This window comes from Acrocarpospora phusangensis, assembly GCF_016862995.1.
Classification (GTDB): Bacteria; Actinomycetota; Actinomycetes; order Streptosporangiales; family Streptosporangiaceae; genus Acrocarpospora; species Acrocarpospora phusangensis.
Map to the genome: position 1 here is coordinate 39362 of NZ_BOOA01000047.1, position 26619 is coordinate 65980.

General features: G+C 69.9%; 25 protein-coding genes. 15 read left to right on the forward strand and 10 right to left on the reverse strand.

Annotation, left to right across the window (positions count from 1 at the left end; translation table 11 throughout):
• The first annotated feature begins 196 nt into the window (after positions 1 to 196).
• Both Aph01nite_RS25935 and Aph01nite_RS25940 read left to right on the forward strand, forming a co-directional pair.
• Positions 197 to 1567 (forward strand): LCP family protein, encoded by a 1371-nt coding sequence (locus Aph01nite_RS25935; protein ID WP_204043597.1) that lies wholly within the window; start codon positions 197 to 199, stop codon positions 1565 to 1567.
• Between the two features lie 84 nt (positions 1568 to 1651).
• Positions 1652 to 3028 carry an LCP family protein gene (locus Aph01nite_RS25940; protein WP_239161979.1) on the forward strand — a complete coding sequence of 459 codons (1377 nt, stop codon included), beginning with the start codon at positions 1652 to 1654 and terminating at the stop codon, positions 3026 to 3028.
• 1 nt (position 3029) lies between these two features.
• Here Aph01nite_RS25940 and Aph01nite_RS25945 read toward each other — a convergent pair whose 3' ends face one another.
• The gene (locus Aph01nite_RS25945; protein WP_307836802.1) at positions 3030 to 3698 is read right to left on the reverse strand and encodes a Uma2 family endonuclease; all 669 of its coding nucleotides are present in this window, start codon (positions 3696 to 3698) and stop codon (positions 3030 to 3032) included.
• 163 nt (positions 3699 to 3861) lie between these two features.
• On the opposite strand from Aph01nite_RS25945, the gene Aph01nite_RS25950 reads away from it, so the two are divergent.
• The 5 genes from Aph01nite_RS25950 (at position 3862) to Aph01nite_RS25970 (ending at position 8620) form a co-directional block, all read left to right on the forward strand.
• Complete coding sequence (locus Aph01nite_RS25950; protein WP_204043599.1) at positions 3862 to 4941, forward strand: aliphatic sulfonate ABC transporter substrate-binding protein; 1080 nt, start codon at positions 3862 to 3864, stop codon at positions 4939 to 4941.
• Complete coding sequence (locus Aph01nite_RS25955) at positions 4938 to 5729, forward strand: ABC transporter ATP-binding protein (protein ID WP_204043600.1); 792 nt, start codon at positions 4938 to 4940, stop codon at positions 5727 to 5729. The genes Aph01nite_RS25950 and Aph01nite_RS25955 overlap by 4 nt, the downstream gene beginning before the upstream one ends.
• A complete protein-coding gene (locus tag Aph01nite_RS25960) occupies positions 5719 to 6588 on the forward strand; it encodes an ABC transporter permease (protein ID WP_204043601.1) in 870 nt (289 codons plus the stop codon). Before Aph01nite_RS25955 ends, Aph01nite_RS25960 begins: the two co-directional genes overlap by 11 nt.
• A gap of 9 nt (positions 6589 to 6597) precedes the next feature.
• The gene (locus tag Aph01nite_RS25965; RefSeq protein WP_204043632.1) at positions 6598 to 6996 is read left to right on the forward strand and encodes an RrF2 family transcriptional regulator; all 399 of its coding nucleotides are present in this window, start codon (positions 6598 to 6600) and stop codon (positions 6994 to 6996) included.
• A 91-nt stretch (positions 6997 to 7087) separates the two neighbouring features.
• On the forward strand, positions 7088 to 8620 hold the full coding sequence (locus Aph01nite_RS25970) for a serine/threonine-protein kinase (RefSeq protein ID WP_204043602.1): 1533 nt from the start codon (positions 7088 to 7090) through the stop codon (positions 8618 to 8620).
• 63 nt (positions 8621 to 8683) lie between these two features.
• Here Aph01nite_RS25970 and Aph01nite_RS25975 read toward each other — a convergent pair whose 3' ends face one another.
• Positions 8684 to 9181 (reverse strand): hypothetical protein, encoded by a 498-nt coding sequence (locus Aph01nite_RS25975; protein ID WP_204043603.1) that lies wholly within the window; start codon positions 9179 to 9181, stop codon positions 8684 to 8686.
• A 1022-nt stretch (positions 9182 to 10203) separates the two neighbouring features.
• Here Aph01nite_RS25975 and Aph01nite_RS25980 point away from each other — a divergent pair.
• Together Aph01nite_RS25980 and Aph01nite_RS25985 are read left to right on the forward strand one after the other, a co-directional pair.
• Positions 10204 to 11145: an ATP-binding protein gene (locus Aph01nite_RS25980; RefSeq protein ID WP_204043604.1), complete on the forward strand. Its 942-nt coding sequence runs from the start codon at positions 10204 to 10206 to the stop codon at positions 11143 to 11145.
• Positions 11146 to 11263: 118 nt separating this feature from the next.
• Positions 11264 to 11650 carry an SCO5389 family protein gene (locus Aph01nite_RS25985; protein ID WP_204043605.1) on the forward strand — a complete coding sequence of 129 codons (387 nt, stop codon included), beginning with the start codon at positions 11264 to 11266 and terminating at the stop codon, positions 11648 to 11650.
• A gap of 47 nt (positions 11651 to 11697) precedes the next feature.
• On the opposite strand, the gene rnhB is transcribed toward Aph01nite_RS25985, so the two are convergent.
• Both rnhB and Aph01nite_RS25995 read right to left on the reverse strand, forming a co-directional pair.
• Complete coding sequence (rnhB, locus tag Aph01nite_RS25990; protein ID WP_204043606.1) at positions 11698 to 12384, reverse strand: ribonuclease HII; 687 nt, start codon at positions 12382 to 12384, stop codon at positions 11698 to 11700.
• Between the two features lie 17 nt (positions 12385 to 12401).
• Positions 12402 to 13337 (reverse strand): LysR family transcriptional regulator, encoded by a 936-nt coding sequence (locus Aph01nite_RS25995; protein ID WP_204043607.1) that lies wholly within the window; start codon positions 13335 to 13337, stop codon positions 12402 to 12404.
• 112 nt (positions 13338 to 13449) lie between these two features.
• Here Aph01nite_RS25995 and Aph01nite_RS26000 point away from each other — a divergent pair, with 112 nt between their 5' ends.
• Together Aph01nite_RS26000 and Aph01nite_RS26005 are read left to right on the forward strand one after the other, a co-directional pair.
• Complete coding sequence (locus tag Aph01nite_RS26000; protein ID WP_204043608.1) at positions 13450 to 14745, forward strand: pyridoxal phosphate-dependent aminotransferase; 1296 nt, start codon at positions 13450 to 13452, stop codon at positions 14743 to 14745.
• A gap of 160 nt (positions 14746 to 14905) precedes the next feature.
• Complete coding sequence (locus Aph01nite_RS26005; RefSeq protein WP_204043609.1) at positions 14906 to 15550, forward strand: GNAT family N-acetyltransferase; 645 nt, start codon at positions 14906 to 14908, stop codon at positions 15548 to 15550.
• 103 nt (positions 15551 to 15653) lie between these two features.
• On the opposite strand, the gene Aph01nite_RS26010 is transcribed toward Aph01nite_RS26005, so the two are convergent.
• Positions 15654 to 16205, reverse strand: coding sequence for a hypothetical protein (locus Aph01nite_RS26010; RefSeq protein WP_204043610.1), 552 nt, complete (start codon positions 16203 to 16205; stop codon positions 15654 to 15656).
• 385 nt (positions 16206 to 16590) lie between these two features.
• Between Aph01nite_RS26010 and Aph01nite_RS26015 the strand changes: the two genes are divergently transcribed.
• Entirely contained in the window at positions 16591 to 19581 is a 2991-nt protein-coding gene (locus Aph01nite_RS26015) for an AfsR/SARP family transcriptional regulator (protein WP_204043611.1), read from the forward strand.
• A 280-nt stretch (positions 19582 to 19861) separates the two neighbouring features.
• Here the strand turns inward: Aph01nite_RS26015 and Aph01nite_RS26020 are convergent, their stop codons facing one another.
• The 3 genes from Aph01nite_RS26020 to Aph01nite_RS26030 are packed head-to-tail and all read right to left on the reverse strand — an operon-like array spanning position 19862 to position 22425.
• Entirely contained in the window at positions 19862 to 21304 is a 1443-nt protein-coding gene (locus Aph01nite_RS26020; RefSeq protein WP_204043612.1) for a DUF7059 domain-containing protein, read from the reverse strand.
• Between the two features lie 39 nt (positions 21305 to 21343).
• The gene (locus Aph01nite_RS26025; protein ID WP_204043613.1) at positions 21344 to 21931 is read right to left on the reverse strand and encodes a TetR/AcrR family transcriptional regulator; all 588 of its coding nucleotides are present in this window, start codon (positions 21929 to 21931) and stop codon (positions 21344 to 21346) included.
• Between the two features lie 26 nt (positions 21932 to 21957).
• Entirely contained in the window at positions 21958 to 22425 is a 468-nt protein-coding gene (locus tag Aph01nite_RS26030) for a GNAT family N-acetyltransferase (protein WP_204043614.1), read from the reverse strand.
• An 80-nt stretch (positions 22426 to 22505) separates the two neighbouring features.
• Here Aph01nite_RS26030 and Aph01nite_RS26035 point away from each other — a divergent pair, with 80 nt between their 5' ends.
• The 3 genes from Aph01nite_RS26035 to Aph01nite_RS26045 all read left to right on the forward strand — a co-directional run bounded on the left by Aph01nite_RS26035 (position 22506) and on the right by Aph01nite_RS26045 (position 25175).
• Entirely contained in the window at positions 22506 to 23000 is a 495-nt protein-coding gene (locus tag Aph01nite_RS26035) for a winged helix-turn-helix transcriptional regulator (protein ID WP_204043615.1), read from the forward strand.
• A 34-nt stretch (positions 23001 to 23034) separates the two neighbouring features.
• Entirely contained in the window at positions 23035 to 23823 is a 789-nt protein-coding gene (locus Aph01nite_RS26040; protein ID WP_204043616.1) for an SURF1 family cytochrome oxidase biogenesis protein, read from the forward strand.
• A 158-nt stretch (positions 23824 to 23981) separates the two neighbouring features.
• A complete protein-coding gene (locus Aph01nite_RS26045; RefSeq protein ID WP_204043617.1) occupies positions 23982 to 25175 on the forward strand; it encodes an amidohydrolase family protein in 1194 nt (397 codons plus the stop codon).
• On the opposite strand, the gene Aph01nite_RS26050 is transcribed toward Aph01nite_RS26045, so the two are convergent.
• Together Aph01nite_RS26050 and Aph01nite_RS26055 are read right to left on the reverse strand one after the other, a co-directional pair.
• On the reverse strand, positions 25172 to 25513 hold the full coding sequence (locus Aph01nite_RS26050) for a YkvA family protein (RefSeq protein WP_204043618.1): 342 nt from the start codon (positions 25511 to 25513) through the stop codon (positions 25172 to 25174). The genes Aph01nite_RS26045 and Aph01nite_RS26050 overlap by 4 nt on opposite strands.
• A 79-nt stretch (positions 25514 to 25592) precedes the next feature.
• Entirely contained in the window at positions 25593 to 26546 is a 954-nt protein-coding gene (locus Aph01nite_RS26055; protein WP_239161982.1) for an LLM class F420-dependent oxidoreductase, read from the reverse strand.
• Positions 26547 to 26619: the final 73 nt, after the last annotated feature.

A 26619-nucleotide genomic window follows, 5' to 3' on the forward strand; every position in this document is an offset into this window, starting at 1 on the left:
GGGCCGCCTGGCCGACCCCCGGAGGGGGCACCGCCGCCGGCCCTGAGAGCGCGGCCGCACACAAGAACGAACCACAACTTTTCGCGAAATTTCGGCATCTCATGTTGTGGTGGATGTGTGGCCTGAAATCTGACGTTCAGGATCGCTCGCTACACTTTCCGCCGTTCTCGCCGAACCCCCCTGCAGGAGTGAGCACGTGAGTGCTGTTGACGTGCGCCCGGTGCCCAAGTGGCGGGCGTGGGTGTGGTCGTTCCTGGCCGGCGCCCTGGGTGTGCTGGCCGGCACGGGCATCTTCCTGACCACGTCGTACGTCAAGCTCACCGGCAACGTCACGCACGAGCGGGTCGCCCCCCAGGACCTCGGCGCCGACCGCCCTGTGAAGATCGTCAACGAGGCGGTGAACGTGCTGCTCGTCGGCTCCGACAAGCGGGACGGCGCCAACGCCCGCTACGGCAAGTTCGGCGGCGAGCGCACCGACACGATCATCCTCGCCCACGTCTCCCCGAAGCGGGACGGCGCCCTGCTGATCAGCTTCCCGCGGGACTCGCTGGTCCAGCTTCCCGCCTGCCCGGCCAGGGCCGGCTTCGCGGGCCAGCGCGCGCACGTGGGCATGATCAACGAATCGTTCAACTCGGGTGGCATCGGCTGCACCTGGAAGACCATCGAGAACCTCACCGGCATCCGGATCGACCACTTCGTGAAGGTGGACTTCACCGGTTTCAAGGAGATGGTGAACGCGCTCGGGGGCGTACCGGTCTGTGTGCCGCCGCCCGGCATCGCCGACCGCAAGGCCCTGCTGACGCTGAGCGCGGGCCGTCACGTGCTGACCGGCGAGCAGTCCCTCGGCTACGTCCGGGCCCGGTACAGCCTCGGCGACGGCTCCGACATCGGGCGCATCCAGCGCCAGCAGATGTTCCTGGCCGCGATGGCCAAGAAGGCGATGAGCGGGGAGACCCTGACCGATCCCGCCCAGCTCTTCGACTTCCTCGACGCGGTCACCCGTTCGATCACCACCGACCCCGACCTGTCCGTCGGCGTCATGAAGGACCTGGCGCTGAGCGCGAAGGGCATCACGGCCGGCCAGATCCGCTTCGTCACCACGCCCTGGCGGTACTCGCTGACCAGCCCCGGCCGGGTCGAGTGGGTGCAGCCCCAGGCCGAGCGCCTGTTCAAGATGGTCGCCTCCGACCAGGTCGCCAGCGACCTGGCCACCGGCGAGCAGAAGATCCCCAAGTCCCAGATCCACGTCATCGTGCGGAACGCCTCCGGCCGGAGCAGCCTGGGCAGCGTCGCCGCCGCCAACCTGGAGCAGCGCGGCTACCACATCGTCCGGGTCGAGCAGGCGCCCAAGGTCGCCCCGAAGACCGTGATCAAGTACACCCCGGCGGGCCTGACCCGCGCGCCGCGCCTCTATCGCGAAATCACGCAAACGACAACATTCCGCATCGAATCGGGCACGACGCCGCGCCTGGTTCTGGTCCTGGGGGCCGACTGGCAGGGCCTGAAACCCCCGAAAACACTGGACGACATCGACAGTTTCGACGCCACCCACGACACGTGCGCTTGATCATCCGATGCTCTGACCAGCCAACTAGCCTGTTACTAGCCCCGGCCTGAGGGCATAGAGGGGCATAGCTGACTTGGAGCACGGATGCGCGAAAACAGGAGCCTGGGGCGAGCCCTGGGCCTGACCCTGAGTTCCGCGCTGCTCTGGGGCATCGCCCACCTGTGGGCGGGCCGTACCAAGACCGGCCTGATCCTCGCCGGCGTCTACACCCTCCTGCTGGCGACCGGCATCGCCATCGTGACCAGCTTCCGCACCGCCGCCTTCGCCCTGCTCGTACGGCCCGGCTGGCTCACCGCCACCGTCGTGCTCACCGTGGGGATCGCCGTGGCCTGGGCCCTGGTCATCATGTGGTCCTACCGGCTGGTCCGGCCTCCGCGGCTGGGCGGGCGGCGGCGCGTGTTCGCGGGCACCCTGGTGGGCGCGATGTGCCTGGTGGTGGCGGCGCCCCTGGCGTACGCCGGTCGCGTCGCGTACGTGTCGAACGACCTGGTCACCACGGTGTTCTCGGCCGCGGAAAAGTCCGGCTTCCCGCCCGGCGACGAGCGCGGGCACGTGAGCTACCTGTCCACCAAGCCGCGCGTCAACATCCTGCTGATCGGCGCGGACGCCGCCAAGAACCGTCCCGGGGCGCGCACCGACAGCATGACCGTCGCCAGCGTCGACACCAGGACCGGCCAGACCTACCTGTTCAGCTTGCCGCGCAACCTGCAGAACGTCCCGCTGCCCGAGGGCCCCGCCAGGACCGCCTTCCCGGACGGCTTCACCGGCGGCGGCGACTCACCCGGCCTGCTCAACGAGGTCTACCAGTGGGGCGAGGACCACCCGTCCATCGTCCCCGGCGTGCCCGACGGCAAGCGCGGCAGCACCCTGCTGAAGGCCACCGTGGGCGGCATCCTCGGCCTGGACATCGACTACTACGCGATGGTCGACATGAAGGGCTTCGCCCAGCTCATCGACGCCATCGGCGGCATCACCGTGACCGTCAAGGAGGACATCGTCTACGGCACGTACCGCGAAGGGCTGGTCCGGGCCGGCACCCGCAGGCTCACCGGCGAGGAGGCCCTCTGGTTCGGCCGCTCCCGCACCGACAGCGACGACTACGTCCGCATGGGCCGCCAGAAGTGCCTGCTCAACGCCGTCGCCAAACAGGCCAACCCGCTCGTCGTCCTCCGCGGCTTCGACCAGCTCGCCACGGTCGCCAAACGCTACATCTCCACCGACATCCCCCAGACCCTCCTGCCACCCCTCATGACCCTCGCCGCCAAGGTCAAACTCGCGCAGATCCGCAGCCTCCAGTTCGTCCCCCCACTCATCAACACCGCCACCCCCGACTGGCCCTTCATCCAGTCCAAAGTCAAAGAGGCCCTCACCGCCCCACTCCACCGCGAACTCCCCACCAAACGCGACCTCGGCCTCACCCCACCCGCCGACACGGTCTCCCTCGACACCACCTGCGGCTGAGTCAGGGAAGGTCGAGCAGGATTCCGGGGTCGAACTCGATCGGCAGGGGGTCGTCGACCTTGAACACGCTTCCGGCGAAGACCCGACCAACCCGGCGATACACGCGGGAGCCGGGCACGAGGCTGTGGCAGGTGATGTTGACCGTGGGTTCCAGATCCACGATCCAGTAGTGCGCGATCCCGCTGGCGGCGTACTCGTCCGGCTTCTCGTACCGGGCGGTGCGCTCGCTCCCGCTGCCGCGAGAAACGACCTCCACGACCAGCCGCACGTCCAGTCCCTGATGGGCTCGCTCCCCACGCTGGACGGAAAGCCGCGCGGCCGCCCCGTCGACGATGCCGATGTCGGGGACTCGGATGCCCGCGCCGGTGAAGACACTGAAAGGGCCGTGGATGGAGAGGTCGACATCGGCCACTGCCCGCTCGAAGAGGGAGCGCATGGCGCTAGCCACATGATCACGGCGAGCGCTGGGCCGGTGGGACGTCAGGATCCATCCATCGACGAGCTCGTATCGCACGTCCGGAGGCATCCGATCGAGATCGGTAATCGTGTAGGGCCCGTGATCGTAGGAGTGGATCCGGTCGTCGTAAACGACACCCACGCGCCCTCGCCTTCGGCTCGTCCGGTCAGCCACCGGCCAAGACACCGGCAGACAGTCACCCGCTTTCGACATGCTCACCGACACAATACGTGCAGCTACGTGACGTAGTGAGCCGATCGCGGCGTGACGATCTCTCACGGCACGGTAACGAATACCTACTGAACTTGACGGGAATGTGGGGATCGCTTTAAATACTGATAACCCGACTTATTAAGTAGGAATCAGGGAGAAGCGCATGGATGCTCGCAGGGTTCGCGGAGTGGCGGCCGCGTTGGTCGCAGTGGCGGTTACCGCGCTCGCGGCCGCCTGCGGCGGGGGCGGGGGCTCCGCTGGGACGACGACCGGGGCCGGGAGCGAGGCGCCGGCCGCGGCGGGGGAGGTGCGGCTCGGGTTCTTCCCGAACATCACGCACTCGACCGCGCTGGTGGGGGTCGAGAAGGGCTTCTTCACCAAGGCGCTCGGCAGCAACGTCACGCTCAAGACCAGCACCTTCAACGCGGGGCCCGCGGCGATCGAGGCGGTCTTCTCGGGCGCCATCGACGCCACGTACATCGGCCCGAACCCGGCGATCAACGCCTGGGAGAAGTCCAAGGGCCAGGCCATCAAGATCGTCGCGGGGGCCGCGTCCGGCGGTGTCTACCTGGTGGTCAAGCCGGAGATCAACACGATCGAGGACCTCAAGGGCAAGAAGGTCGCGACGCCGCAGCTGGGCAACACCCAGGACGTGGCGCTCCGCTACTACCTCGACGAGAAGGGCATCAAGACCGACACCAAGGGCGGCGGCGAGGTGTCCATCGTGCCGCAGGAGAACTCGCTGACCCTGCAGACCTTCGCCACCGGCGACATCGACGCCGCGTGGGTGCCGGAGCCGTTCGCCAGCCGCCTCATCCAGGAGAGCGGCGGCAAGGTCCTGATCGACGAGCGGGACCTGTGGCCCAACAAGCAGTTCGTCATCACCCACCTGATCGTCCGGCAGGAGTGGGCGAAGGAGCACCCTGACCTGGTCAAGAAGCTGATCGAGGGCCACGTCGAGTCCACCGCGTTCATCAAGTCCGACCCGGCGGGAGCCGCGGCCGCGGTCAACAAGCAGCTGGAGGCGCTGACCGGCAAGCCGATCAAGCCCGAGGTCCTGGACGCCGCGTTCAAGAACATCGAGTTCACCAACGACCCGATCGCCTCCTCCCTGGTCGGCAGCGCCGACCACGCCATCAAGGTCGGCCTGCTCCAGCCGGTGGACCTGAACGGCATCTACGACCTGACCGTCCTCAACGGGGTCCTGGCCGCCAAGGGAGAGACGGCGGTGAGCGACAAGTGACAGCTCCTGCTCAGGAGCTCGGATCCGGCCGGACGGATGGGCAGCGCCCCGCCGTCCGGCTGGACGCCGTCTCCAAGGTGTACGGCCGGGGCGCCAACAGCCTGCTCGCCCTCGACAAGGTGTCCCTGGACGCCGTGCAGGGCGACTTCGTCTGTTTACTGGGCGCGTCCGGCTGCGGCAAGAGCACCCTGCTCAACCTGGTCGCCGGCCTCGACCGCCCCACCACCGGCGACATCGACACCGGCGAACGCAAGATCGCGATGATGTTCCAGGAGCCCGCGCTGTTCCCGTGGCTCACCGTCTCCGGCAACATCGAACTCGCCCTGCGCGTCCAGGGACTGGACCGCAGGGCCCGGCGTGCCCGGGCCGCCGAACTTCTGGACGTCGTGCACCTGGGCGGCTTCGCCAAGAAGCGCCCCCACGAACTCTCCGGCGGTATGCGCCAGCGGGTCTCCCTCGCCCGCGCCCTCGCCCAGGAGGCCGACCTGCTCCTGATGGACGAGCCGTTCGGCGCCCTCGACGCGATGACCCGCGACCTGCTCCACGACGAGCTCGAACGCATCTGGCGGGAGCGCAACCTGGCCGTCCTGTTCGTCACCCACAACGTCCGCGAGGCCGTACGGCTCGGGGATCGGGTGGTGCTGCTGTCCAGCCGCCCCGGACAGGTCATCGAGGACTATCCGGTACGGCTGGCGCGCCCGCGCCGTACGGAGTCGGCGGACGTGGCCGAGCTGGCGGGCACGATCACTGAGCGGCTCAAGGAGGAGGTGCGCCGCCATGGCCGTTGAGGCGCCCAACCGGCTGAACGAGCAGATCGCGGGTCTGGACGCGCTGGAGATCCAGGTCAAGCGGAAGCGCGGCGTCGCGGCCCTGCTGTGGGGCCGGATCTGGCCGATGCTGATCGCGGTCGGCATCGTGCTGGCCATCTGGGAAGGCGTGGTGCTGGCCGGCTTCTGGCCGGAGTACGTCTTCGCCGGCCCCTTCACCGCGCTGGAGGAGCTGGCGAACCGCCTGGGCACGGCCGAGTTCTGGCACGCGATCGCGACCACCATGCGCCGCGGGCTGAGCGGGTTCGCCCTGTCCATCCTGGTCGGTGTGGTGATCGGGGCCGCGGTGTCCCGGATCCGGCTGCTGCGGGCCGCGTTCGGCTCGCTGATCACCGGCCTGCAGACGATGCCGTCGATCGCCTGGTTCCCGCTGGCCATCCTGCTGTTCGGCCTGAACGAGAGCGCCATCACGTTCGTGGTGGTGCTGGGCGCCGCGCCGTCCATCGCGAACGGCCTGATCACCGGAGTCGACTACACCCCGCCGATCCTGCTGCGCGCCGGGCACGTGCTCGGCCTGCGCCGGATCGCCCTCTACCGGCACCTGATCCTGCCGGCCTCGCTGCCGTCGTTCCTGGCCGGGCTCAAGCAGGGCTGGGCGTTCGCCTGGCGGTCGCTGATGGCGGGCGAGATCTTGGTGATCATCGCCAACCAGCCCTCGCTGGGCGAGCAGCTGCACTACGCGCGTGAGCTGGCCGACTCGGCCCGCCTGCTGGCCACCATGATCGTGATCCTGATCATCGGTGTGCTGGTGGACGTGCTGTTCGGGGTGGCGGACAGCGCCCTGCGCCAGCGGTGGGGCCTGGACCAGCGGATCGGCTGACGGCAGGTGCTGCGCCTGTCGGCACGCACCCAGTACGCGCTGCGCGCGGCGGTGGAACTCGCCGCCGCGCCCGGCGCCCCGGTCCCGGCGGAACGCATCTCCGCCGCGCAGCACATCCCGCGCCGGTTCCTCGACAACATCCTGCTCCAGCTGCGCCGGGCCGGGCTGATCAACAGCCAGCGCGGGCCGGACGGCGGCTACTGGCTGGCCCGCCCGGCGGCGGAGATCAGCCTGGCCGACATCATCCTGGTCATCGAGGGCGTCACCCAGGAGAACGACCGTTTCCCCGGGGTGTCGGAACCGCTGGAAAAGGTGCTGGGAGCGCTGCGCGAGCATCAGAACCACCTGCTCGCGGAGATCACGCTCGCGCACGTCGCAGGGGGCTCCTTGCCCGACCTATCACGCTGATGTGACGGACTGCGCGGTAGGTCCCTTACGCCCCTCTAGTTATGGAAGACTCCCCATCCAGTGGTATTCGCCGTGTGCAGAGGCAGGCGTGATGGGAACTCCGGGTCAGCTGATCGTGAAGCGATATCGGCTGGTACGGGCACTCGGCCAGGGCAGCACCGGCATCGTCTGGGAGGGCCACGACACCCTCCTCGACCGCCCGATCGCGATCAGGGAGGTGCTGCTCCCGTCCGGGCTCAGGGAGAGCCGCCGCCTGGCCCTCGCCCAGCGCGTCACCCGGGAGGCCCGCCACGCCGAACGGCTCAGGCACCCGAACGTGGCCGCCGTCTACGACGTCGCCGAGGACGAGGGCACCCCCTGGATCATCATGGAATTGGTACGGTCCCGGTCGCTGGACGGGATCGTGGCCAGCGACGGCGTGCTCAGCCCGGAGCGCGCGGCCGCCATCATGCGGCAGATCCTCGCCGCGCTCACCGCCGCGCACGCCGCCGGCTTCCGGCACGGTGACGTACGCCCGGCCAACATCCTGGTCGGGCACGACGGGCGGGTGCTGTTAGCCGACTTCGGGGTGAGCGTCCTGGCCGACGATCCGGCCTTCGCCGGGCGTGCGGGGGAACGTTCCCCCGCGCATGGGGAAGCGGCCAGCGCGACCCGGGGTGTGGGTGCGTTCCTGGCGCCGGAGCGCTCCGGCGGGGAGGGCGCGCGGGACGCCTCCGACCTGTGGTCGCTGGGGGCGAGCCTGTATCTGGCCGTCACCGGACGGCCGCCCGCGGCGGTGTGGCCGAGCGCGAAACCCGGGCAGGCGATGGGCGGCCCGGACCTGTCCGCCGTGCCCGCGGAGTTGAAGCCGCTGCTCACCGGCCTGCTGGCGCGGGACCCGAAACGGCGGTTGCCGCCGGACGTGGCGGACCGCATGCTGGCGGAGCTGGAGCCGCCGCCACCGGTGCCGGAGGCCAAGCCGCGGCGGGGCCGTGGCCGGTTGATCGCGTTGGGCGCGGCGTCGGTGGTGCTGGCGGGCGCGGTCGGCGGGTGGGCGCTGATGCGGCCGCAGCCGGGGGTGACCGAGACGCTCAGCGCGTACTCGTCCAGCCCGACGCCGAGCGCGGCGTCAGCCGTCACACCCTCGCCTTCGCCCAGCCCGGTCGCGGCGCCGCGGCTCAAACTGGCCTGGTACGAGGCGCCCGCCGGGTGGCGCGCGGCCGTGCCCCGGAAATGGCGCCTGGAGGAAACGCAGTATTCGCTCTGGTGGCTCGACCCGGACGGCCGGGCCCAGTTGAACGTGGAAGTCACCAACCAGAGCGGCACCGACCCGCTGGCGGCGCTGCACGAGGCTGAGGCGTTCCTGTATCCGAACGTGAAGAACTACGACAAGGTACGGCTGCGCACGGTGGCGTCGAAACACGGCACCGCCGCCGACTGGGAGTTCGCCTGGCTGCAGCGGAAGACCTCCACCGACACACACCTGGTCAAGGGCGTCTCCTACCACCAGTACCGGCGGGTCATCTCCACCGGTACCACCACGAGCGTGCTCACCTGGACCACGATGGCCGACGATTGGGATCGCCTGCGCCCCACCATGGTCCGCGTCTTCCGCCTGTACGAACCGCCGAAGGACCCCGCCTGACGCCGCGTGACACCTGTGATCGCGGCATTCGGTCAGCGTGGTCTCGGCTGGAGAAACTGCAAATCAATCATGATCAGTGTGGTGGTGCCCAGCTGATCCGGTGGGCGGGCCGCGTGCTCCGGGAACCGTGAACGCCGCCAGGTGCGCGGTCTCGTGACCGTGCTGACCGCGCTGCCGGATCTGCGGCGCGCCCGCCGGGCCGGCCAGGGCCGAGACGGCCATGTTGGAGGCCTGACCGGGATTGCGCACGCTGGCATACCAGGTGTGGAGCTTGGTGAGGTCGGTCAGTTTGACGCCCATGAAGGCTGGATCTGGGCGATTCTGATCGGGCGCCCCGCGTGTCGTGGTGGTCCACACCGACGTTCGCAGGTTCACCCGGTGCGAGCGGTGCGGAGTCATGACCAGGACCCCGCGCATCTCGCCGACACCGCGTATTTCACTGACGCCGTTTATGCCGCTGGAGACGTCTATCTGCTGGGCCGGCCGCTGCTGCGCGTACGCATGGGAGGCCGCCGCGAAGGGCAGCACGAAAGCCGCGCAGAGCGTCAGTGTCATGACCACGGCCGCCACCATGGCCCGTCTGACCGCTGAGACGGTGCGCCGACACCGCCCAGTCAATGCCATAACAGACATAGACAATCCCCTAATCGACAAAACACGCATTCACTTACGGGGGGATTGAAGCTCTCAAGGGCTTTGATGCCCTGGGTTATTGCCGTTAAACACGTGACTGGTGTTACTCAAGTAAAGAACGACAATGGAGGCGGAGCACGGCACCTAAATGGGATGAGACGGCCACAAGTGAACCCTTCAAAAAGCCGCATGACCGCACGGAAGGACGAAACCCCGGCTTCCCCGAATCTATCCCCGGAGACCGGCGCCGACCGCCCGGAATCCGGGACCTTCCGGCACCAATTCCCACGCACCGTTATCCGTGGTACGGCCTCCGCGACGCCCCGGCAGCATTTTCCGGACATCAGCGATGGTTTCCCTGGAACCGGGATTTCCGAGGCCAGATCCCCGTAGGCCCACCGGCCGCGAGCCGAGCGCTCCCCGGCCGGCCAACGCGGTGAACTCGGAAAAAGGGCCGGTCGCCGGGTTTCGGACATAGCCTGACCAGCTACGCCTTTGCTAAATTCCGCGCGCTTCGGAAGAACCTTTCGCGCGAGTTCGACGAGCGTGAGCACGTAGGTAGTCAGGAGAGCGAGGAGGCGCTTAGCCCCCCAACTCGCCTGAACATCCCAGAATCGGTACACACTTCCCCCTTAACGACGTCCACCGCCTGCCGGCCAATTCGGGGGTGAAAGGTCTGCGACCTCAATTGGCTGCTCATTGCGACAGCGCCAGACCTACCCTGCGCTTCGAGCTCAAAACCTAGAAAGATAAACGTCCACTTCCATCACCAATGAAGCCTTTGAAGGGCCTCTGAATGGCCCTGCCCCAGCGTTTTCGTTGATTTCCGACTGCTAACACAATTACCGCGATATCCAGCCCGAAGTACCGCCTCCCCAGGCCGCCCCGACCTGTGGCATGATGCTGACTGACAGTGGAAACGGTTTTCACATTCACTCAGGAGTGCGCTCATGCGAGTGGCGTTCGTCGGCAAGGGCGGCAGCGGCAAGACCACCATGTCGTCCCTCTTCGCGAGGTACGCGACGACGGGTGGCCCGGTCGTCGCCATCGACGCGGACATCAACCAGCACCTCGGCCTGGCCCTAGGCGTCGAGACGACGCCCCCGCCGATGGGCGCCCGCCTCACCGACATCAAGGACTACCTGCGCGGCGACAACCCGCTCATCCCGTCGGCGGCGGCCATGGTCAAGACCACGCCGCCCGGCCGCGGCTCCCGCAGGCCGGGCGTCGGCGACGCGTTCTTCCTGGACAACTTCGGCGTCCGCGACGGCGGCCTGCACCTGATGGCCACCGGCCCCTTCGACGCCGACGACCTGGGCGTGGCCTGCTACCACTCCAAGATCGGCGCGGTCGAGCTCTACCTCAACCACCTGGTGGACGGCCCGCGGGAGTACGTGGTGGTGGACATGACCGCGGGCGCGGACTCCTTCGCCTCCGGCCTGTTCACCCGCTTCGACCTCACCTTCCTGGTGGCCGAGCCCACCCGGCAGGGCATCCGCGTCTACGAGCAGTACCGGGAGTACTCGGCCGGGTTCGACGTGCCGCTGGCGGTCGTCGGCAACAAGGTGCAGTCGCCGGGGGACGTCGCCTTCCTGCGGGACCACGTCGGCGACGCCCTGCTCACGACGATGTCGCACTCCCCCGCCGTACGGGCCATGGAGCAAGGTCGGTCGTTCACGCTCCGGGACCTGGAGCCCGGCAACCTCGCGGCCCTGGCCGCCATGCGCGCCGCCGTGGACGCCCAGGAGAAGGACTGGGACCGCTTCGCCCGGCAGACCGCCGAGTTCCACGTGAAGAACGCCCACTCCTGGGCCAACCGCGCCACCGGCACCGACCTGACGACCCAGATCGACCCCGACCACGCCTACGGCCCTGCCCCCGCCCTGGCTTGACGGCCTGAACGAGTGGATACGAGTGTCTCCTCCCCGACAGGTGGAGGCACCGAGATGCCGACATAGCGTCGGATGGATCTCTTTGAGTCAGTTAGATCTCTTTGAGAGGAGAAAGCACATGTCGCTGACCGTTTCCCGCGATCTGCTCGACCAGGCCACGGAAGGGGATGTCGACGACGCGGCCTTCGTGGCCTGCGTACGCGACTCGCTGCCCTACGCCTGGTCGGTGATCAGCGGCCTGGTCGAGCAGCGTGCCACCAGCGGCGCCGAGTTCGCCGACAACCTCGTCGCACCGCCGGACGAGGCCGCCCGTGGCCAGCTCCTGCGCTGCCTGGCCAGCGACTCGATGCGCGGTGCCCTGGAACGCCACTTCGGCATCCGCCTGGCCTTCCAGAACTGCCACCGCGTCGCGGTCTTCCACCCGGGCGCCACGGCCGCGCTCGCCGAGTTCACCAGCCCCCGGGCGCAGATCCTGAACCAGAAGCCCGAACTCGTGGACTGCTGAACCGATCCCCCGTGGCCCTGCCCAGCCGGGTGGGGCCACGGATGCGATCAGCCGAAGAGCGACAGCTGACCCTCGCCCGCCAGGGCGTTGCGGTGGCGCTTGAGGTGCCGCCACTGCGGCAGGTCGTCCAGGTACGACCAGGACAGCCGGTGGTGCGGGGTGGGACCGAGCTCGGCCAGGGCCTGCTGGTGCGCGGGGGACGGATAGCCGGCGTTGTCGGCGAAGCCGTACGCGTCGAAGCCGAGGGTGGCCATGTGGGTGTCGCGACGGACCTTGGCCAGGACGGAGGCGGCGGCGACGGAGACGCAGGTGAGGTCGCCCTTGATCTCGCAGCGCACCGGCCAGGGCGGGCCCAGGTAGTCGTGTTTGCCGTCGAGGATCACCGCGTCCGGCCGCACCGGCAGGGCCTCCAGCGCCCGGCGGGCGGCCCGCCGCAGGGCCTCGGTCATGCCGAGCGTGTCGATCTCCTCGACGCCGGCCTCGCCGTGGCCGATGCCCACCGCCCACCCCTCGATCGCCTCGACCATGGCGGCGCGGCGTTTGACGGTGAGCATCTTGGAGTCGGTGAGGCCGGCCGGCGGCTCGGACAGGTCGGTCACCACCGCGCAGACCGACACCGGGCCGGCCCAGGCGCCGCGGCCCACCTCGTCCACTCCGGCGACGACCGTCGCCCCGCCCGCGGTGGTGAGCAGGCGTTCCAGGTCATAGGTGGGGGCATCCGTCACGCCGCTCAACCTACTGTCCCGCGGGGCTACTGCGCGGCCAGACTGAGATGCGGCAGATCCGCCGCGAGATACCCGGCGGCCACGTGCAGCGCGCGCAGCACGGCGGCCACCGAGGCGCGGTGCACGCTGGAGGCGCGGGCCACGGCGTAGATCCGGCGCTCGATCGTCTCGCCCGGGAACTCCCTGACCACGACCCCGCGCACCCCCGCCGCCAGCGACAGCGCCGGTACGGCGGCGATCCCCGTGCCCTTGGCCACCAGACTCAGAATCGTCCCCAGCCCCTCGAACTCCCAGGCCACCGGAGGCGCGCCGCCCACATCGGCCAGCAACCGGTCCACCGCGGTACGGGACGGCTCGCCCTCGGGAGTGGCCATCCACGCCTCGTCCCGCAGTTCGGCCGGATCGATCGCCGCGTCCGGATCCGCCAGCCGGTGGCGACGCGGTACGGCCAGCACGAGCGGATCGTTGAGCAGCGGGAACACGGTCAGCGTGGCGTGCTGGCGGACCCGCCCCCACCAGTCGTCCACCAGCGCGATGTCCACCTCGCCGGACTCGACCTCCCGCATGCCCCGGCCGGACCGGCTCTGCATCAGCCGCAGCGACAGCTCCCGGTGCCGCCGCAGCGACCGGGCCAGCGCGGGCGCGAACGCGACGGCCGCGGTCGGGAAGGCGGTCACCACCACCCGGCCGGACGGGGTGGCCGCGTGGCTGGACAGGTCGGATTCCGCGCTCTCCACCAGGCTGAGGATGCGCTCGGCGTGCTCGACCAGCCGCCGCCCCGCGTCGGTCAGCTCCGCGCTGCGCGAGGTCCGGTCGATGAGTGCCACCCCGGCCTCCCGCTCCAGCGCGGCCAGCTGCTGGGAGACGGCCGAGGCGCTGTAGCCGAGCGAGGACGCGGTCGCCGCGATGCTCCCCCGCCGGGCGAACTCGCAGATCAAGGTCAGCCGCCTCAGATCAAGCACGGCGCTTCCCCCTGAGCATCAGATCTCCTTATGCCGGGCACCGAAAAGCCTCGCTTGTAGCGATGCCACCTCCGCCTCACGCTGGGAACGTTCTAGCGATGGAGGAAAAGACATGCACGTTACCCTTTCGGCCACCCTGGCCGCCAACGAGGACATCCAGCGAAGACGCCGCGCCGGGCAACGGGTCCTGCACCTGGCCTTCGGTGAGGCCGGCCTGCCCGTGCACCCGGCCCTGCGCGCCCGCCTGGCCGAGGCGAGCGGCGAGAACGGCTACGGCCAGGTAGCGGGGTCACCCGCGCTGCGCGAGGCCGCCGCGGGCTACTGGACCAGGCGCGACCTGCCCACCGACCCCGATCTGGTGGTCTGCGGCCCCGGCAGCAAGGCGCTGCTGTTCGGGCTGCTGCTGACCATCGGCAAGGACGGCCCGGCGGACATCGTACTGCCCCGGCCCAGCTGGGTCAGTTACGCCGCCCAGGCGGAGATCATCGGCGTCCGGCCGATCCTGGTTCCGGCGCCTCCCGGCGAGGGTGGGGCGCCCGATCCCGATCTGGTCGCTTCGGCGGTGCTGCACGCGCGGGCTCAGGGGCGTACCGTGCGGTCGTTGCTGGTGACGTTGCCCGACAACCCGACCGGCAGGCTGGCGCGCCCGGCCACGATCCGGCGGCTGGCCGAGATCGCCCGCGAGCTGGATCTGGTGATCATCTCGGATGAGATCTACCGGGATCTGGTGCACGATCCGGGGGCGGAGTACCTGAGCCCGGCCGAGGTGGCGCCGGAGCGGACGATCATCACCAGCGGGCTGAGCAAGAGCCTGGCCGTGGGGGGCTGGCGGCTCGGGACGGCGAGGCTGGCGCACACCCCGGCGGGCTGGGCGCTGCGGGCGCGGCTGCTCGCGGTGGCCAGTGAGATCTGGTCCAGCGCGGCGGCCCCCGTGCAGCACGCCGCCGCGTACGCGCTGACCGAGCCGGAGGAGATCGTGCGACGCGTGGCGGAGTCCCGGCGGTTGCACGGCCTGGTGGCCCGCGCGGTGGCCGAACGATTCAGCAGGGCCGGCGCGTCCGTCGCCACCCCCCAAGGCGGTTTCTACCTGTATCCCGAAATTTCGGGGTTCGAGAGTTCGGCTGACCTGGCGCACACCCTCATCGAACGGCACGGGGTCGGCGTGCTTCCCGGGAGCGCCTTCGGCGACGATCCGCGCACGCCACGGGTCCGGGTGGCCACCAGCCTGCTCTACGGGGACACCCCCGAACAGCGGCTCGCCTGCCTGCACGCCGACGATCCGCTCACCCTGCCGTGGGTGGCCGAATCGCTCATCCATCTCGAATCCGCCCTAGCCGGACTGGCCCCCGCGGGCGCGCCGGAACGGCGCCGGATGGGCGTTCTCACTCCCGCCCATGCGACTCCGTGATCTTTCTCGAATCTTTACCCTGCGGAACGGCCGATCAAGATACGATCCACACCGGCTGAGCTGCGGTTTCGGGGTTCCTCTCGGTGATTAACCAGAGTCTCCACAAGATGTCGTGTGTCATTTGGTACCACACATGCCATGGAGCCCCCATCATGTGCTCATGCCCGCTTTTGTCACCCTGTCCGGGCGCTCTGTGCGCCTGGAACCGCTCAGCCTCGCGGTGGTCGACGATCTCGTCACAGCGGCGAGTGAGGATCGTTCTACGTACACCTTCACTCGCGTTCCCGCCGGTCGGGACGACATGGTCTCCTACGTGGAGGCCGCCATGGCTGAGCAGGCGGAGGGCCGATCGATGCCCTTCGCCATCCGGTGGCTGCACACCGATCGCGTGGTCGGTGCCACCCGTCTGATGCACCTGGAGTACTGGCAGGGCCCGATGCCCTGGCCGCCGGGTACCAAGGGCGTGGTGGGCGAGGTCCCGTCCGTGGCGGACATCGGTTACACCTGGCTGGGCGCCTGCGCCCAGGGCACGGGTGTGAACCGGGAGAGCAAGCTGCTGATGCTCACCCTCGCCTTCGAGACCTGGCAGGTTCACCGGATCACCCTCAAGGCAGACGTACGCAACACACGATCTCGGGCCGCCATCGAGGCCCTCGGCGCGCACCTGGACGGTGTGCGACGGGCGGACAGCCGGGGCGCCGACGATACGGTCCGAGATACCGCGTACTACTCGATCCTCCGTTCCGAATGGCCGATGGTCCGAGAACGGCTCCACGCGAGGCTCGGCCTCGTGGTAGCAGCCTGACCACCCCTACTATTCGCGACCGGAAACAGCGCGGCCCGCCCCCCTGCCGAATGGGGACGGGCCGCGCTGCGTTTCCTGTGAAGTTCAGCTAGCTATGGAGAGCTCAGACCTCGTCGTGGTCGTCGTGGTCGTCGTGGTCGTGGTCCCAGTCGTAGCCGTAGTCGTGGTCCCAGGCGTCGTAGATGGTCTTCCACTGGCCGCACTTGAAGGGCGCGCCGCCCCACTTGTTGATCTGGCAGACCTGGACCTGGAGCTTGGCGATGTCGTGCTTGGTGAAGTGGAAGGGCTTGTCCCAGCCGCAGGCCTTGTAGCCCCAGACGTGGTCCCAGTCCCACTTGCCGCCGTCCCAGTCGTAGGACCGGAACTTCACGTAGCCGCACTTGCTGTTGCGGTGGTCCTTGTCGTACACCTTGCCGCCGACCTCGACCTTGTTGTCCTCGTGGTGGTCGTACTCGACCTCGATCCAGCCCTTGGCCTTGGCCTTGTGGTTCCAGGACCAGTACGAGCCCCAGTCGTCGTCGTAGTCCCAGTCCGCGGAGGCGATCTTGGCGGAGGTGGTGGGGGCGGCGGAGGCGGGGGTGGAGGTGAGACCGATCGCACCGAAGGCGAGGATCGCGGTCGCGGCGGTGGCGCCGAGAATCTGACGGACGCGCATGAGGATGCTCCTGCTTTGTGATCTGAGGACGATCGCCCCGTTCCGGGGTTGGCTCATTTGTAGGCGCGCCCGCCTGCAGGCCACTTACAGATTCCTTACCAGGGCCCTGCAAGACACCCTCTGACCAGCGAAAAGGCCCCTTCCTGAGGGGGAAGGGACCTCACGTCGAGCACCTATGTGAACGAGCCATGACCGCCCCCGCAGGGGTCATGACTCACATGACTACAGCGTGGACCGGCCCGCTCAACGACCGATCAACGCCCGATCAATAAGGTGAATGACAACCAACGGCGCATTTAACGAGAGGAACCCGCACTACTGGACAGCCCCAGTGGGATCTATCATTTGGTCGAATAACATGCCAATAGGGCAAAGAGGATGGCGAATGGCTGGTCACGGTGCCGAGGACGGGCTGCGCTTCGCCGTGCTCGGACCAGTCCGGGCCTGGCGGGACACCGAAGCCGGCGAGGTCGAACTGGACCTGGGCACCCCCTTGCAACGTTCCATCCTGGCGATGTTGCTGCTGCGCGAGGGCCGGGCGGTCACGCCGTCCGAAATGATCGACGCGATCTGGGGCGAGGACGCGCCCCCGCGCGCGCTGGGCGCCCTGCGGACCTACGTGTCCCGGTTGCGTACCGTGCTGGAGCCGGACCGCTCGCCGCGTACGCCGCCGGAGTTGCTCACCTCGGTCGGCCGCGGCTACGCGCTGCGCTTATCCCCCGGCGCGCTCGACCTGGCCGTCTTCGAGCGCGCCGCGGCCGACGCGGACACCTCGCACCGCAAGGGTGAGACCGCGGCGGCGGCCGAGTCGCTGCGTACCGCGCTCGCCCTGTGGACCGGGGAGCCGCTGGCCGGCGCCGTCGGCCCGTACGCCGACCACCAGCGGGACCGCCTGATCGAACGGCGGCTCGGCGTGGTCGAGACCCTGATGGAGTACGACCTGGCGCTCGGCCGCCACGCCGGCGTCGTCTCCGAGCTGATCGCCCTCACCGCCGAGCACCCGCTGCGCGAGCAGCTGCGCGCCCAGCTGATGCTGGCCTACTACCGCAACGGCAGGGCCGCCGAAGCCCTGGCCGTCTTCAGCGAGACCCGGCACGCCCTCATCGAGGAACTCGGCATCGAGCCCAGCGCCGAACTCGCCGGCCTGCACCGCCGCATCCTCGCCGCCGACCCCGCTCTCACCATCACCAAAACCCCCGATCCGGTACGGCTCGCGCCCCCCGAGGAACCCGAACTCCTCATCGAGATGCCCAAACCGGCCCAGCTCCCGGCGGCGGTCACCGACTTCACCGGCCGCAAGCAGCTGGTCAACCGCATGCTCATGCTGCTCAGCAGCGGCGACGGCGTGCCCGTGGTGGCCATGTCCGGCATCGGCGGCGTCGGCAAGACCACCCTCGCGGTGCACGTCGCCCACCTCGTGAACGACCTGTTCCCGGACGGCCAGCTCTACGCCGACCTGCGCGGCTACGGCCAGGAGCCGACCCCGCCGGAGACCGCCCTGGTGGCGTTCCTGCGCGCGCTCGGCATCCCGGTGGACGTCATCCCCGACAGCCTGGCCGACCGGGCCGCGCTGTTCCGGTCGCTGCTGGCCGACCGGCGCATGCTGGTGCTGCTGGACAACGCGCGCGACGCCGACCAGGTCGAGCACCTGCTGCCGGGCTCGGCGGGCTGCGCGGCCATCATCACCAGCCGGGGCAAACTCGCCGACCTGCCCTCGGCCCGGCTCATCGACCTGGACGTGATGGAGCCCGACGAGGCGCTCTCGCTGTTCGGCGCGGTCGCCGGGGTCGAGCGGGTCTCCGCCGAGCGCGCGCCCGCCATGGACGTGGTCGCCGCCTGCGGGTTCCTGCCGCTGGCGGTACGGATCGTGGCGGCCAGGCTGGCGGCCAGGCCGTCCTGGACGGTCGCCTCGCTGGTGCCCCGGCTGGCCGACGAGCGCCGCCGCCTGGACGAGATGAAGATCGGCAACCTGGCGGTCTCGGCCACCTTCGCCCTCGGGTACGGCCAGCTCGACCCCCGGCAGATGCGCGCGTTCCGGCTGCTGTCCCTGCCGAACGGCTCGGACATCTCGGTGTTCGCGGCGGCGGCCGTCCTGGATCTGAGCCATGTCGAGACCGAGGACGTGCTGGAGTCCCTGGTGGACGCCAGCCTGCTGGAGGCGCCCGCGCCCGGCCGGTACCGCTTCCACGACCTGCTGAAGCTGTTCGCGCGACGGCAGTCGGAGGACACCGACGAGCCGGCCACGCAGGCGCGGGCGCTGCGGCGGCTGCTCGGGTTCTACCTGGCGACCGCGCGGTCGGCGCACCGGCTGGCCTACGAGGGCAGCGCCGTGGCCGACCAGCTCCAGGTCATCGGCCATCGCGGGCACTCCTTCACCTCCGCCGACGACTCGGTGGCGTGGCTGGCCGCCGAGGGGGAGGCGCTGTTCGCCGTCCTCGGCCAAGCCGCCGCCACCGCCACCACCGCCACCGCCTCCGCCGAGGACCTGCTGCCCGCCGCCGACCTGCTGGTGGCCATGGAGCCGCTGCTGGAGACCGGCGCGAGCGGCCGCGAGTTCGACCAGCGCACCCGCGTGCTCATCGACGCCGCCCGGCAGGCCGGCGACCCGCGCAGCGAACTGCGCTGCCGGTACGTGCTGGGCCGCGTCCTGTTCGGGGCCAACCGCATGGCCGAGGCCGAGGAGCAGTTCCTGACCGCCCGATCGCTGGCCGAGGAGTGCGGCGACTCCATCGTGCTGGGGGAGACCTGCAACGCGCTCGCCGTCGTGGCCGGCCGGCAGCGCCGCCACACCGAGGCGCTCCAGTGGTTCGACCGCGCCGGGAAGATCTACCGCGAGGTCGGCAACGTGGCCGGCGAGGCGCTCGTGCTGAGCTACTCGGCCCGCGACCACTTCGGCCTGGGCCGCCCCGAGGACGCGATCGCCGTCTCCGAGCAGGGCCTGGCCATCTTCACCGAACTCGGCAGCGGCGGCGGCGTGGCCCGCGCCCGCTACCACCTGGGCATCGTGCTCTCCGCGGTCGGACGGCTCAACGAGGCCGTCGTGCACCACGCCGAGTGCCTGGACTATTTCAGGGCCAGCAACCAGCGCGTCTGGGAACAGCGCGTCTGCGTACGCCTGGCCACCACGTTCATCGCCGCCGGGCGCTACCAGGACGCCGCGCGCCACGCCGAGCAGGCCCTCATCGTCAGCCGCGAGATCACCCACCCGTACGGCGAGGCGCTGTCGCTGACCGCCCTCGGCAAGGCGCTGCGCGGTCTCGGCAGCACCACCCGGAGCACCGACGCCCTAACGAAGGCCCTCGACATCTTCACCCGGCTCGGCTCGCCCGAGGCCGACGACGTCCGCGCTCTCCTCGCCCAGAAGGTCGAAACCTAGTTCGTCGTCCAGGCGCGTCATCCGGACGTGATTGATCATCATGGCCTCCTGCGCGGATGGGTGGTGGGCGCCCGGCCGGCCGTCAGCTCCCAATCGGCGCTTAGGGGGGCCCGGTCATCCGGAGCGCCTCATGACAGCTAGCCGCCTCACTACGACGACCGGCCGGACTTGACATGGACCCCGAACCCCCCGGGTCCGTGCCCAGGCCCAGCCTCCCCGGCGCAGCTCAACGTCCGATCGCCGTCCGATTGCGGAGGCGACGGATTTGTTATGAGACCTGTTACGAGAACTGGAAGTAGCCCTCGGCGATGAGGGCGCGGAGCGGGCCGGGGGCCAGGTTCTCCTCGCCGATGATGTCGCCGATCGCGCCCAGCAGCGGGCCCAGGCGCAGGTCGCCGTCGCAGACCCCGGCCAGGGCGGCCTCGACGGTGCCGACGGAGGCGGCGCGGCGCAGGCCCCGGGTCTGGCGGAGCACGATGCGGGTGGGGTCCTCGGCGCCGGGCGGGCCGACGCGTTCCTCCAGCACGCCCTCGCTCAGCTTGAGTGCCAGGTCGAGCAGGTCGTCGTCGGTCAGGCGGTGCGCGGCGGTGATGCCGGCGAGCACGTCGTCCAGGTAGGCGCCGACCGGGAGTTCCACCTGCTGGGAGAGTTCCTCGACCCGGACGACCGGATCGAGGGTGCCCGAGTTGTGGACGGTGATCCAGCCGAAGCCGATGCCGACGACGTTCTGCGCGTCGAACCAGGCCAGCCACTCGTCGTACCGGTCGCGGTAGGCCGGGCTGCCCTGTTCGGCGGCGTCCCTGAGCCAGAGTTCGACGTATTCGGCCGGGTCCTGCGCGTCCCGCTGGACGGCCCAGCCGTCGCAGCCGGTCTCCGCCAGCCAGCCGCCGACCCGGTCCTGCCAGTCCTCGCCCTTGACGTGCAGCCAGTTGGCCAGGGCCTGGAAGTGGCCGCCGGGGTTGAGGTGGGCGGGGGCCTGCCGTACGAGTTCGTGGCAGAAGGCGTCGCCCTGGTAACCGGACTCGCGGTACGGGAAACGCCCGTTGGGCGAGATGACGAACGGGGGGTTGGAGACGATCAGGTCGAACCGCTCGTCGTGTACGGGGTCGTACATCGGGCCCTTGCGGGCATCCACGTCCTCGATGCCGGACAGGCCCCAGCTCAGCTGGGAGAGTTCGAGGGCGCGGCGGTTGACGTCGGTGGCGACGATGCGGTCGGCGCGCTCGGCCAGGTGCAGGACCTGGACGCCGCAGCCGGTGCCGAGGTCCAGGGCGCGCTCGACCGGGCGGCGGGTGATCAGCTGGGCCAGGTTGGCGGACGCGCCGCCCGCGCCGACGACGTGGTCGCGGCGGATGGCGGGGTCGCCGGGCCGTACCTTGCGGTCGGAGACGAGGTAGCCGCCGGTCTCCCAGGGTTGCACGTGGACGCTGGCCTGGACCGCGTCGCCGACCTTGACCAGGAGGCCGCACTGCACGAGTTCGCTGAGAGGGAGGTCGGCGGCGGCCGTACTGACCGGGACACCGAGCCACCAGAGCCGGATCAGCGCGGCGAGCGGGTCGACGTCCTTGGTGGCCCGCAGCGCGGGCACCAGCTCCTCCCGGGCGAGTGCCGCGGCGGCCACGTCACCCAGCCGCTCTCGCACCCCGTCGATCGTGTAGCCGGTCTCATCGAACCGGGCCCGAAGCCGTCGCAGCAGGTCAGATGGAGCTTTCACGGGAAGCAATCTAGCGCCGCCCGCGCGCGATCAAACCAAACTCGCGGCTTAGAGGGTGAGGCTGGCCCAGGCGGCCTCGCCCAAGCCCTTGATCTCTTCGTCGGTGGGCTGGTGCGCGCCGGCGAACCAGAGCCGGCACATCTCCTGCGCGGGGCCGAGCCACAGCACGTAGCACATGGTGGGGTGGACCGGTTTGAGCAGGCCGGCCTTCATGTGCGGCCGCCACCAGTCGGAGACCTGGCGGAAGAACGCCCGCCGGGACTCGGCCACCTCCGCCCCGCCCGGCTCCTCCCGCCGCGGCGGGCGCTCGCTGATCAGCAGGCGGGCCCGCTCGGGATGGTCCCCGCACCAGTTCATGTGCAGGGCGACGATGCCCTCGATCCCCGACCGGGCGTCCTCGTGCCGGGTCAGTTCGGCGACGAAGGCCTCCTGGTACATGGTCAGCGTCTCCGCGTAGAGCACGCCGAAGACGTGCTCTTTACTGGCGAAATGGTGATAGAAACTACCTACGCTGACACCGCTCTCCTCGCGGAGACTGGCGAGCGTGCTGGCGGAGACGCCGTCCTGGCTGAACCTGCGCAAGGCGCCTTCGATGATCCGGGTCCGGCCGTCACGACCATTCTTCGCGCTCTTCACACTGTCAATGGTGGCCCAACAGAACCTTATTCTGCAAATGTGAGTTCCGCTCTGACCTGAACAGACCCGGAGTCAACGGTCATCACGGCGTGCGGCCAGGCCCGCCGGACCATGGCGAGCACCTTGCGGTTGTCGCCCATCACGTCCATCGCCACCCACTCGGCTCCGGTCACCCGCCGCAGCAGCCGGCGTACGAGCTGGGACCCGACGCCCACGTTCTGCCACTCGTCGGTCACGACCACGGCGATCTCCACGTCCACGCCGTCGCGGTAGGCCATGGCGTGCCCGATCACCTGGTCCCCGAGCACGGCGACGAGCGCGTCCCGCCGGTCGTCGCGGGCCAGCAGCGCCCGGAGCATGCTCGCGCTCGGCCTGGTCAGCCCTGCGAAGAAGCGGTGCGTCTGGGTGTGCAGGGAGAGCCCGAGCAGGAACGCCCGCACCCGCTCCTCGTCATCGGTGTCCGTGGGCCGGATCTCCACCTGAGTTCTCTGCATGAACTCAGCCTCCTTGGGTCCACCTAGGTCTGTCAAGTAGACTCAGATGACGTGGGAGGTAATGACTTACGATGCGTGCCATGGACGGCGTGACTGATCGGAGCGCGTACCGGCTGGATAACTGTTCGATCGAACGAACGCTTGCCGTGCTGGGCGAGAAGTGGACGTTCCTCGTTCTGCGCGAGGCGTTCAACGGAGTGCGGCGCTTCGCCGACCTGCAGACCAACACCGGTGCCCCCCGGCAGGTGCTGAGCGCCCGGCTCACCCGCCTGGTCGAGGAAGGGCTGCTGCGCAAGGTGCCCTACCAGGAACCGGGCCAGCGGCAACGGGACGAGTACCGGCTGACCCAGAAGGGCGTCGACCTCTACCCGATCCTGGTGTCCCTGATGCACTGGGGCGACCGATACGTCGCCGACCCCGAAGGACCCCCTGTCCTGCTCACCCATCGCGGCTGCGGCGCCCTGATCGAACAGCGCATGCACTGCGCGGACGGCCACGACGTGGCCAGCCCCCAGGAGGTGTCCCCGCGTCCGGGGCCGGGCGCACGGCTGCGGCGGCCCGCGGCGGTCGGCTGACAGGGCACCCGGGGGTGTCCCTAGGCTGGTGGGCGTGTACCGGTTCCTGTTGACCCCGCGCTGGCTGGCCCTGCACGTCGTGGTGCTGCTGGTGATTCCCGCGTTCGTGTTCCTGGGGCGGTGGCAGTTCGGGCGGTACGAGGAACGTTCGACCGCCAGCGACCGCACCTCCTCGAACCTGGCCGCCGCGCCGGTGCCGCTGGCGGAGCTGACGGGGGTGGGCCGTGCCGTACCGGACGGGGAGAAGTACCGGGCGGTCACGGCGCGCGGCACCTTCGACGCCACCCACGAATGGCTGGTACGGCGCCGCGTCCAGAACCAGCAGGTCGGCTTCTACGTGGTGACGCCGCTGAAGACCGGCGACGGCGCGGTCCTGGTCAACCGGGGCTGGGTCCCGGCGGGGACCGACGCCGACGGCACGCCCACGGTGCCCGCCGCGCCCATCGGGGAGGTCACCGTCACCGGCAGGCTGCGGCCCGCCGAAACCGAGGAGTCGACCGGGATCGCGGACCGGGCCGGGTTGCCGCCCCAGCAGATCCTGCTGATCAATGACGCGACGCTGGGGGCAGGGCTGCCGTACCGGCTGTACGGAGGCTTCGTGGAGCTCAGCCGGCAGGAGCCCGCGGCGGCGAGCGCGCCGGAGCCGGTGCCGGAGCCCGACGCCGGGAACGGCGGTGGGCTGAACCTGGCCTACGGCGTGCAGTGGTGGATGTTCATCGGGATCGCGATCGGCGGCTGGCTGCTGCTGATCCGGCGGGAGGCGCGCGACCTCCGGGCCGCCGAGGAATCGAAACGGGAAAGCGCGCAATCCGTGGCCCACTGAACCCGCATTTCTCCGCCTTCTCGCGCGTTCGCCCTTAAGGTTTGACTTAGCCCCCGATCTGGACGAAAGACCTCAGACGTTGCGGGTGAACGAACGGATACCAACCGGAGACCTCGCAGCTTGTTTGGTGTTATTCCTTGCCTCTACCGTTGACTTCTGTGAACACGCCGCTGCTTCCCGACCCAGAGCCGAGGCGGCGGGACTATGTGATCATCTCAGCCGACGATCATGTCATCGAGCCGCCGGACCTGTTCGAAGACCGGCTCCCGGCCAAGTTCGAGGACCTGGCGCCCCGGGTGGTGGACACCGACTCCGGGCACCAGGTGTGGCGCTACAGCGGTGCCACCTACCCCTGCGCGGGGCTCGACGTGGGGGCAGGGCTGCCCAGGGAGCAGTGGACGCTCGACCCGGTGCGCTTCGACGACATGCGCCCCGGGTGCTACGACATCGACGAGCGCGTGGCGGACATGGACCGTGCCGGAATCTGGGCGGCGGTCAACTTCCCCGGCATGCTGGCCGGGCAGGCCGGCATGGCCTTCGCCAGGACGCGTGACCAGGACCTCGGGCTCGCCCTGGTCAAGGCGTGGAACGACTGGCACGTGGACGTGTGGGCGGGCACCTACCCCGAGCGCATCATCGCGCTCCAGCTGCCGTGGTTACCCGACCCGCAGGTCGCCGCCTCGGAGATCAAGTCCAACGCGGCGCGCGGCTTCAAGGCCGTGGTGTTCCCCGAGTTCCCGACGCGGCTGCGGCTGCCGTCCATCCACAGCGGGCACTGGGACCCGTTCTTCGCCGCCTGCGAGGAGACCGGGACCGTGGTCTGCCTGCACACCGGCGGCTCCTCGTGGGCGCCCGTGCCGTCCCCGGACACCCCCATCGAGGCGATCACCACGCTGATCCCGGCGAGCGCGATGTTCGCCTGCGCCGACTGGCTCTGGTCCGGCGTCCCGCTGCGTTTCCCCTCGCTGCGCATCCTGATCGTCGAAGGCGGGGTCAGCTGGCTGCCGATGCTCTCCGAGCGCGCCGACTACGCCCTCGACCACCCGGTCGGCGAGACCGGCTGGGAGGGCGGTCTCAAGCCCAGCGAGGTGCTGCGGCGCAACTTCTTCTTCGGCTCCCTGGACGACACCGCGCTCAGCGGGGTGCGCATGGCCGTCGGCATGGAGCACGTGCTCCTGGAGAGCGGCTACCCGCGCGCCGAATCCTCCTGGCCCGACTCGCAGCGCGCCGTCGCCCACCGCCTCGGCAACCTGCCCCCCGCCGACCTCGCCCGGGTCGCGTACGGCAACGCCGCCCGCCTCTTCGGCCACCCGCTCCCGTCCCGGGCGTGGCTGCGCATGGAGGAGCTCTAGCCGTTCACGGCCCGGTGGGTCCGCTCCTGCTCCCAGGTGACGTAACGGCCGCTCTCGCCGAGCAGGCTGGTGGCCAGCCAGAGGAAGACGCCGAAGTCGTCGACCACGCCGATGGCCAGCAGGAAGTCGGGGATCACGTCGATGGGGGAGACGATGTACAGGATGGCCAGGCCCATCATGGTGAGCTTGCCCTTGCCCAGACCGCGGTAGTCCCCCCGCAGCGCTCCGCCGATCATGCGGGGGAAGGCCCGGATCCGGGTCATGATCCCAGGACTGCCCGGCCGGGAGACATCCCGGTACGCGTGGTACACCTGCGCCGCTCGCCGCGCCTTCGCCATGGCCGACCTCCAGGGGACTCACGAGTGCTTTACCCGAGCATTCCCCCCGATAACGAACGACTTTCCACCGGCGTTCCGCTCAGGCGCGCGGCGGCGCCAGGTCGCGCACGAGCTGCTCCACCGGGGTCTCCCCGGTCGGAATCGGCGCGAGAACCGGGGTCGTGAGGCCGTTGGCGACGTATTCGGCGATCCTGGCCCGGCAGGTGGCGGCGTCGCCGTGCACGACGATCTCGTCGACGATCTCGTCGGGGATGGCCTTCACGGCGGCCTGGCGGTCGCCGGCCGCCCAGGCCTCGTGCATCGGCCGGAGCGCCTCGCCCCGGCCCAGCCAGTCGTGGAAGGCCGCGTAGACGGGCACGGTCAGGTAGGCGGCCAGCATGCGCTTGGCGAGCGCGCGGACCCGGTCGGCGTCCTCACTGACGATCACGAACAGCCGGGCGATCAGCTCGGTGCCGTCGCCGAGCTCCGCCCGCACCCGCCGCACGTCCTGCGGCGACAGCCAGTTGGTGATCGCGCCGTCGGCCTCCGCGGCGGCCAGCCGCAGCATGCGCGGCCGGAGCGCGGCCAGCACGATCCTGGGCGCGATCCGGGGCGCCTGGTCGAGCTTGAAGCCCTTGATCTCGAAGGTCTCGTAGCGCTCGGTCACCTTCTCCCCGGCCAGGGCGGCCCGCAGGAACCGGAGCGTGTCCCTGGTGCGCGCGTACGGCTTGACGAACTCGCCCGCGTTCCAGCGTTCGACGATCACGGGCGAGGAGGCGCCGATGCCCAGCACGAACCGTTCCGGCGCGAGATCGGCGACGGTGGCGGCGGTCATGGCCAGCAGGCCGGGACCGCGCGTGTTCACCGGCACGATCGCCGTGCCCAGCCGCAGTTCCGGCGCCCAGCCGGCGGCGAGCGCCAGCGGTGTGAACCCGTCGTTCCCGCTCACCTCGGCCGACCAGGCGTCCGTGTAGCCCAGCGACGGCAGCTCCGCCACCAGCTCACGGTCCAGCGCCTTCCCCATGTACGGAATCGTGATGCCCCAACGCTCCACAGCGCCATCCTTTCGCCTCGCCTACCATACCAACCGTTCGGTATGTCACCGCGCAGGTTCCGCCCCGTGGCGT

What these genes read in the sequence shown, in the direction of transcription:
- Aph01nite_RS26035 (WP_204043615.1), top strand. Translation starts at nt 22,506, where the DNA reads ATGGACGGCGTGACTGATCGGAGCGCGTACCGGCTGGATAACTGTTCG.
- Aph01nite_RS25980 (WP_204043604.1), top strand. Translation starts at nt 10,204, where the DNA reads ATGCGAGTGGCGTTCGTCGGCAAGGGCGGCAGCGGCAAGACCACCATG.
- Aph01nite_RS25960 (WP_204043601.1), top strand. Translation starts at nt 5,719, where the DNA reads ATGGCCGTTGAGGCGCCCAACCGGCTGAACGAGCAGATCGCGGGTCTG.
- Aph01nite_RS26000 (WP_204043608.1), top strand. Translation starts at nt 13,450, where the DNA reads ATGCACGTTACCCTTTCGGCCACCCTGGCCGCCAACGAGGACATCCAG.
- Aph01nite_RS25950 (WP_204043599.1), top strand. Translation starts at nt 3,862, where the DNA reads ATGGATGCTCGCAGGGTTCGCGGAGTGGCGGCCGCGTTGGTCGCAGTG.
- Aph01nite_RS26005 (WP_204043609.1), top strand. Translation starts at nt 14,906, where the DNA reads ATGCCCGCTTTTGTCACCCTGTCCGGGCGCTCTGTGCGCCTGGAACCG.
- Aph01nite_RS26015 (WP_204043611.1), top strand. Translation starts at nt 16,591, where the DNA reads ATGGCTGGTCACGGTGCCGAGGACGGGCTGCGCTTCGCCGTGCTCGGA.
- Aph01nite_RS25940 (WP_239161979.1), top strand. Translation starts at nt 1,652, where the DNA reads ATGCGCGAAAACAGGAGCCTGGGGCGAGCCCTGGGCCTGACCCTGAGT.
- Aph01nite_RS25985 (WP_204043605.1), top strand. Translation starts at nt 11,264, where the DNA reads ATGTCGCTGACCGTTTCCCGCGATCTGCTCGACCAGGCCACGGAAGGG.
- Aph01nite_RS26050 (WP_204043618.1), bottom strand. Translation starts at nt 25,513, where the DNA reads ATGGCGAAGGCGCGGCGAGCGGCGCAGGTGTACCACGCGTACCGGGAT.
- Aph01nite_RS26030 (WP_204043614.1), bottom strand. Translation starts at nt 22,425, where the DNA reads ATGCAGAGAACTCAGGTGGAGATCCGGCCCACGGACACCGATGACGAG.
- Aph01nite_RS26010 (WP_204043610.1), bottom strand. Translation starts at nt 16,205, where the DNA reads ATGCGCGTCCGTCAGATTCTCGGCGCCACCGCCGCGACCGCGATCCTC.
- Aph01nite_RS25970 (WP_204043602.1), top strand. Translation starts at nt 7,088, where the DNA reads ATGGGAACTCCGGGTCAGCTGATCGTGAAGCGATATCGGCTGGTACGG.
- Aph01nite_RS25945 (WP_307836802.1), bottom strand. Translation starts at nt 3,698, where the DNA reads ATGTCGAAAGCGGGTGACTGTCTGCCGGTGTCTTGGCCGGTGGCTGAC.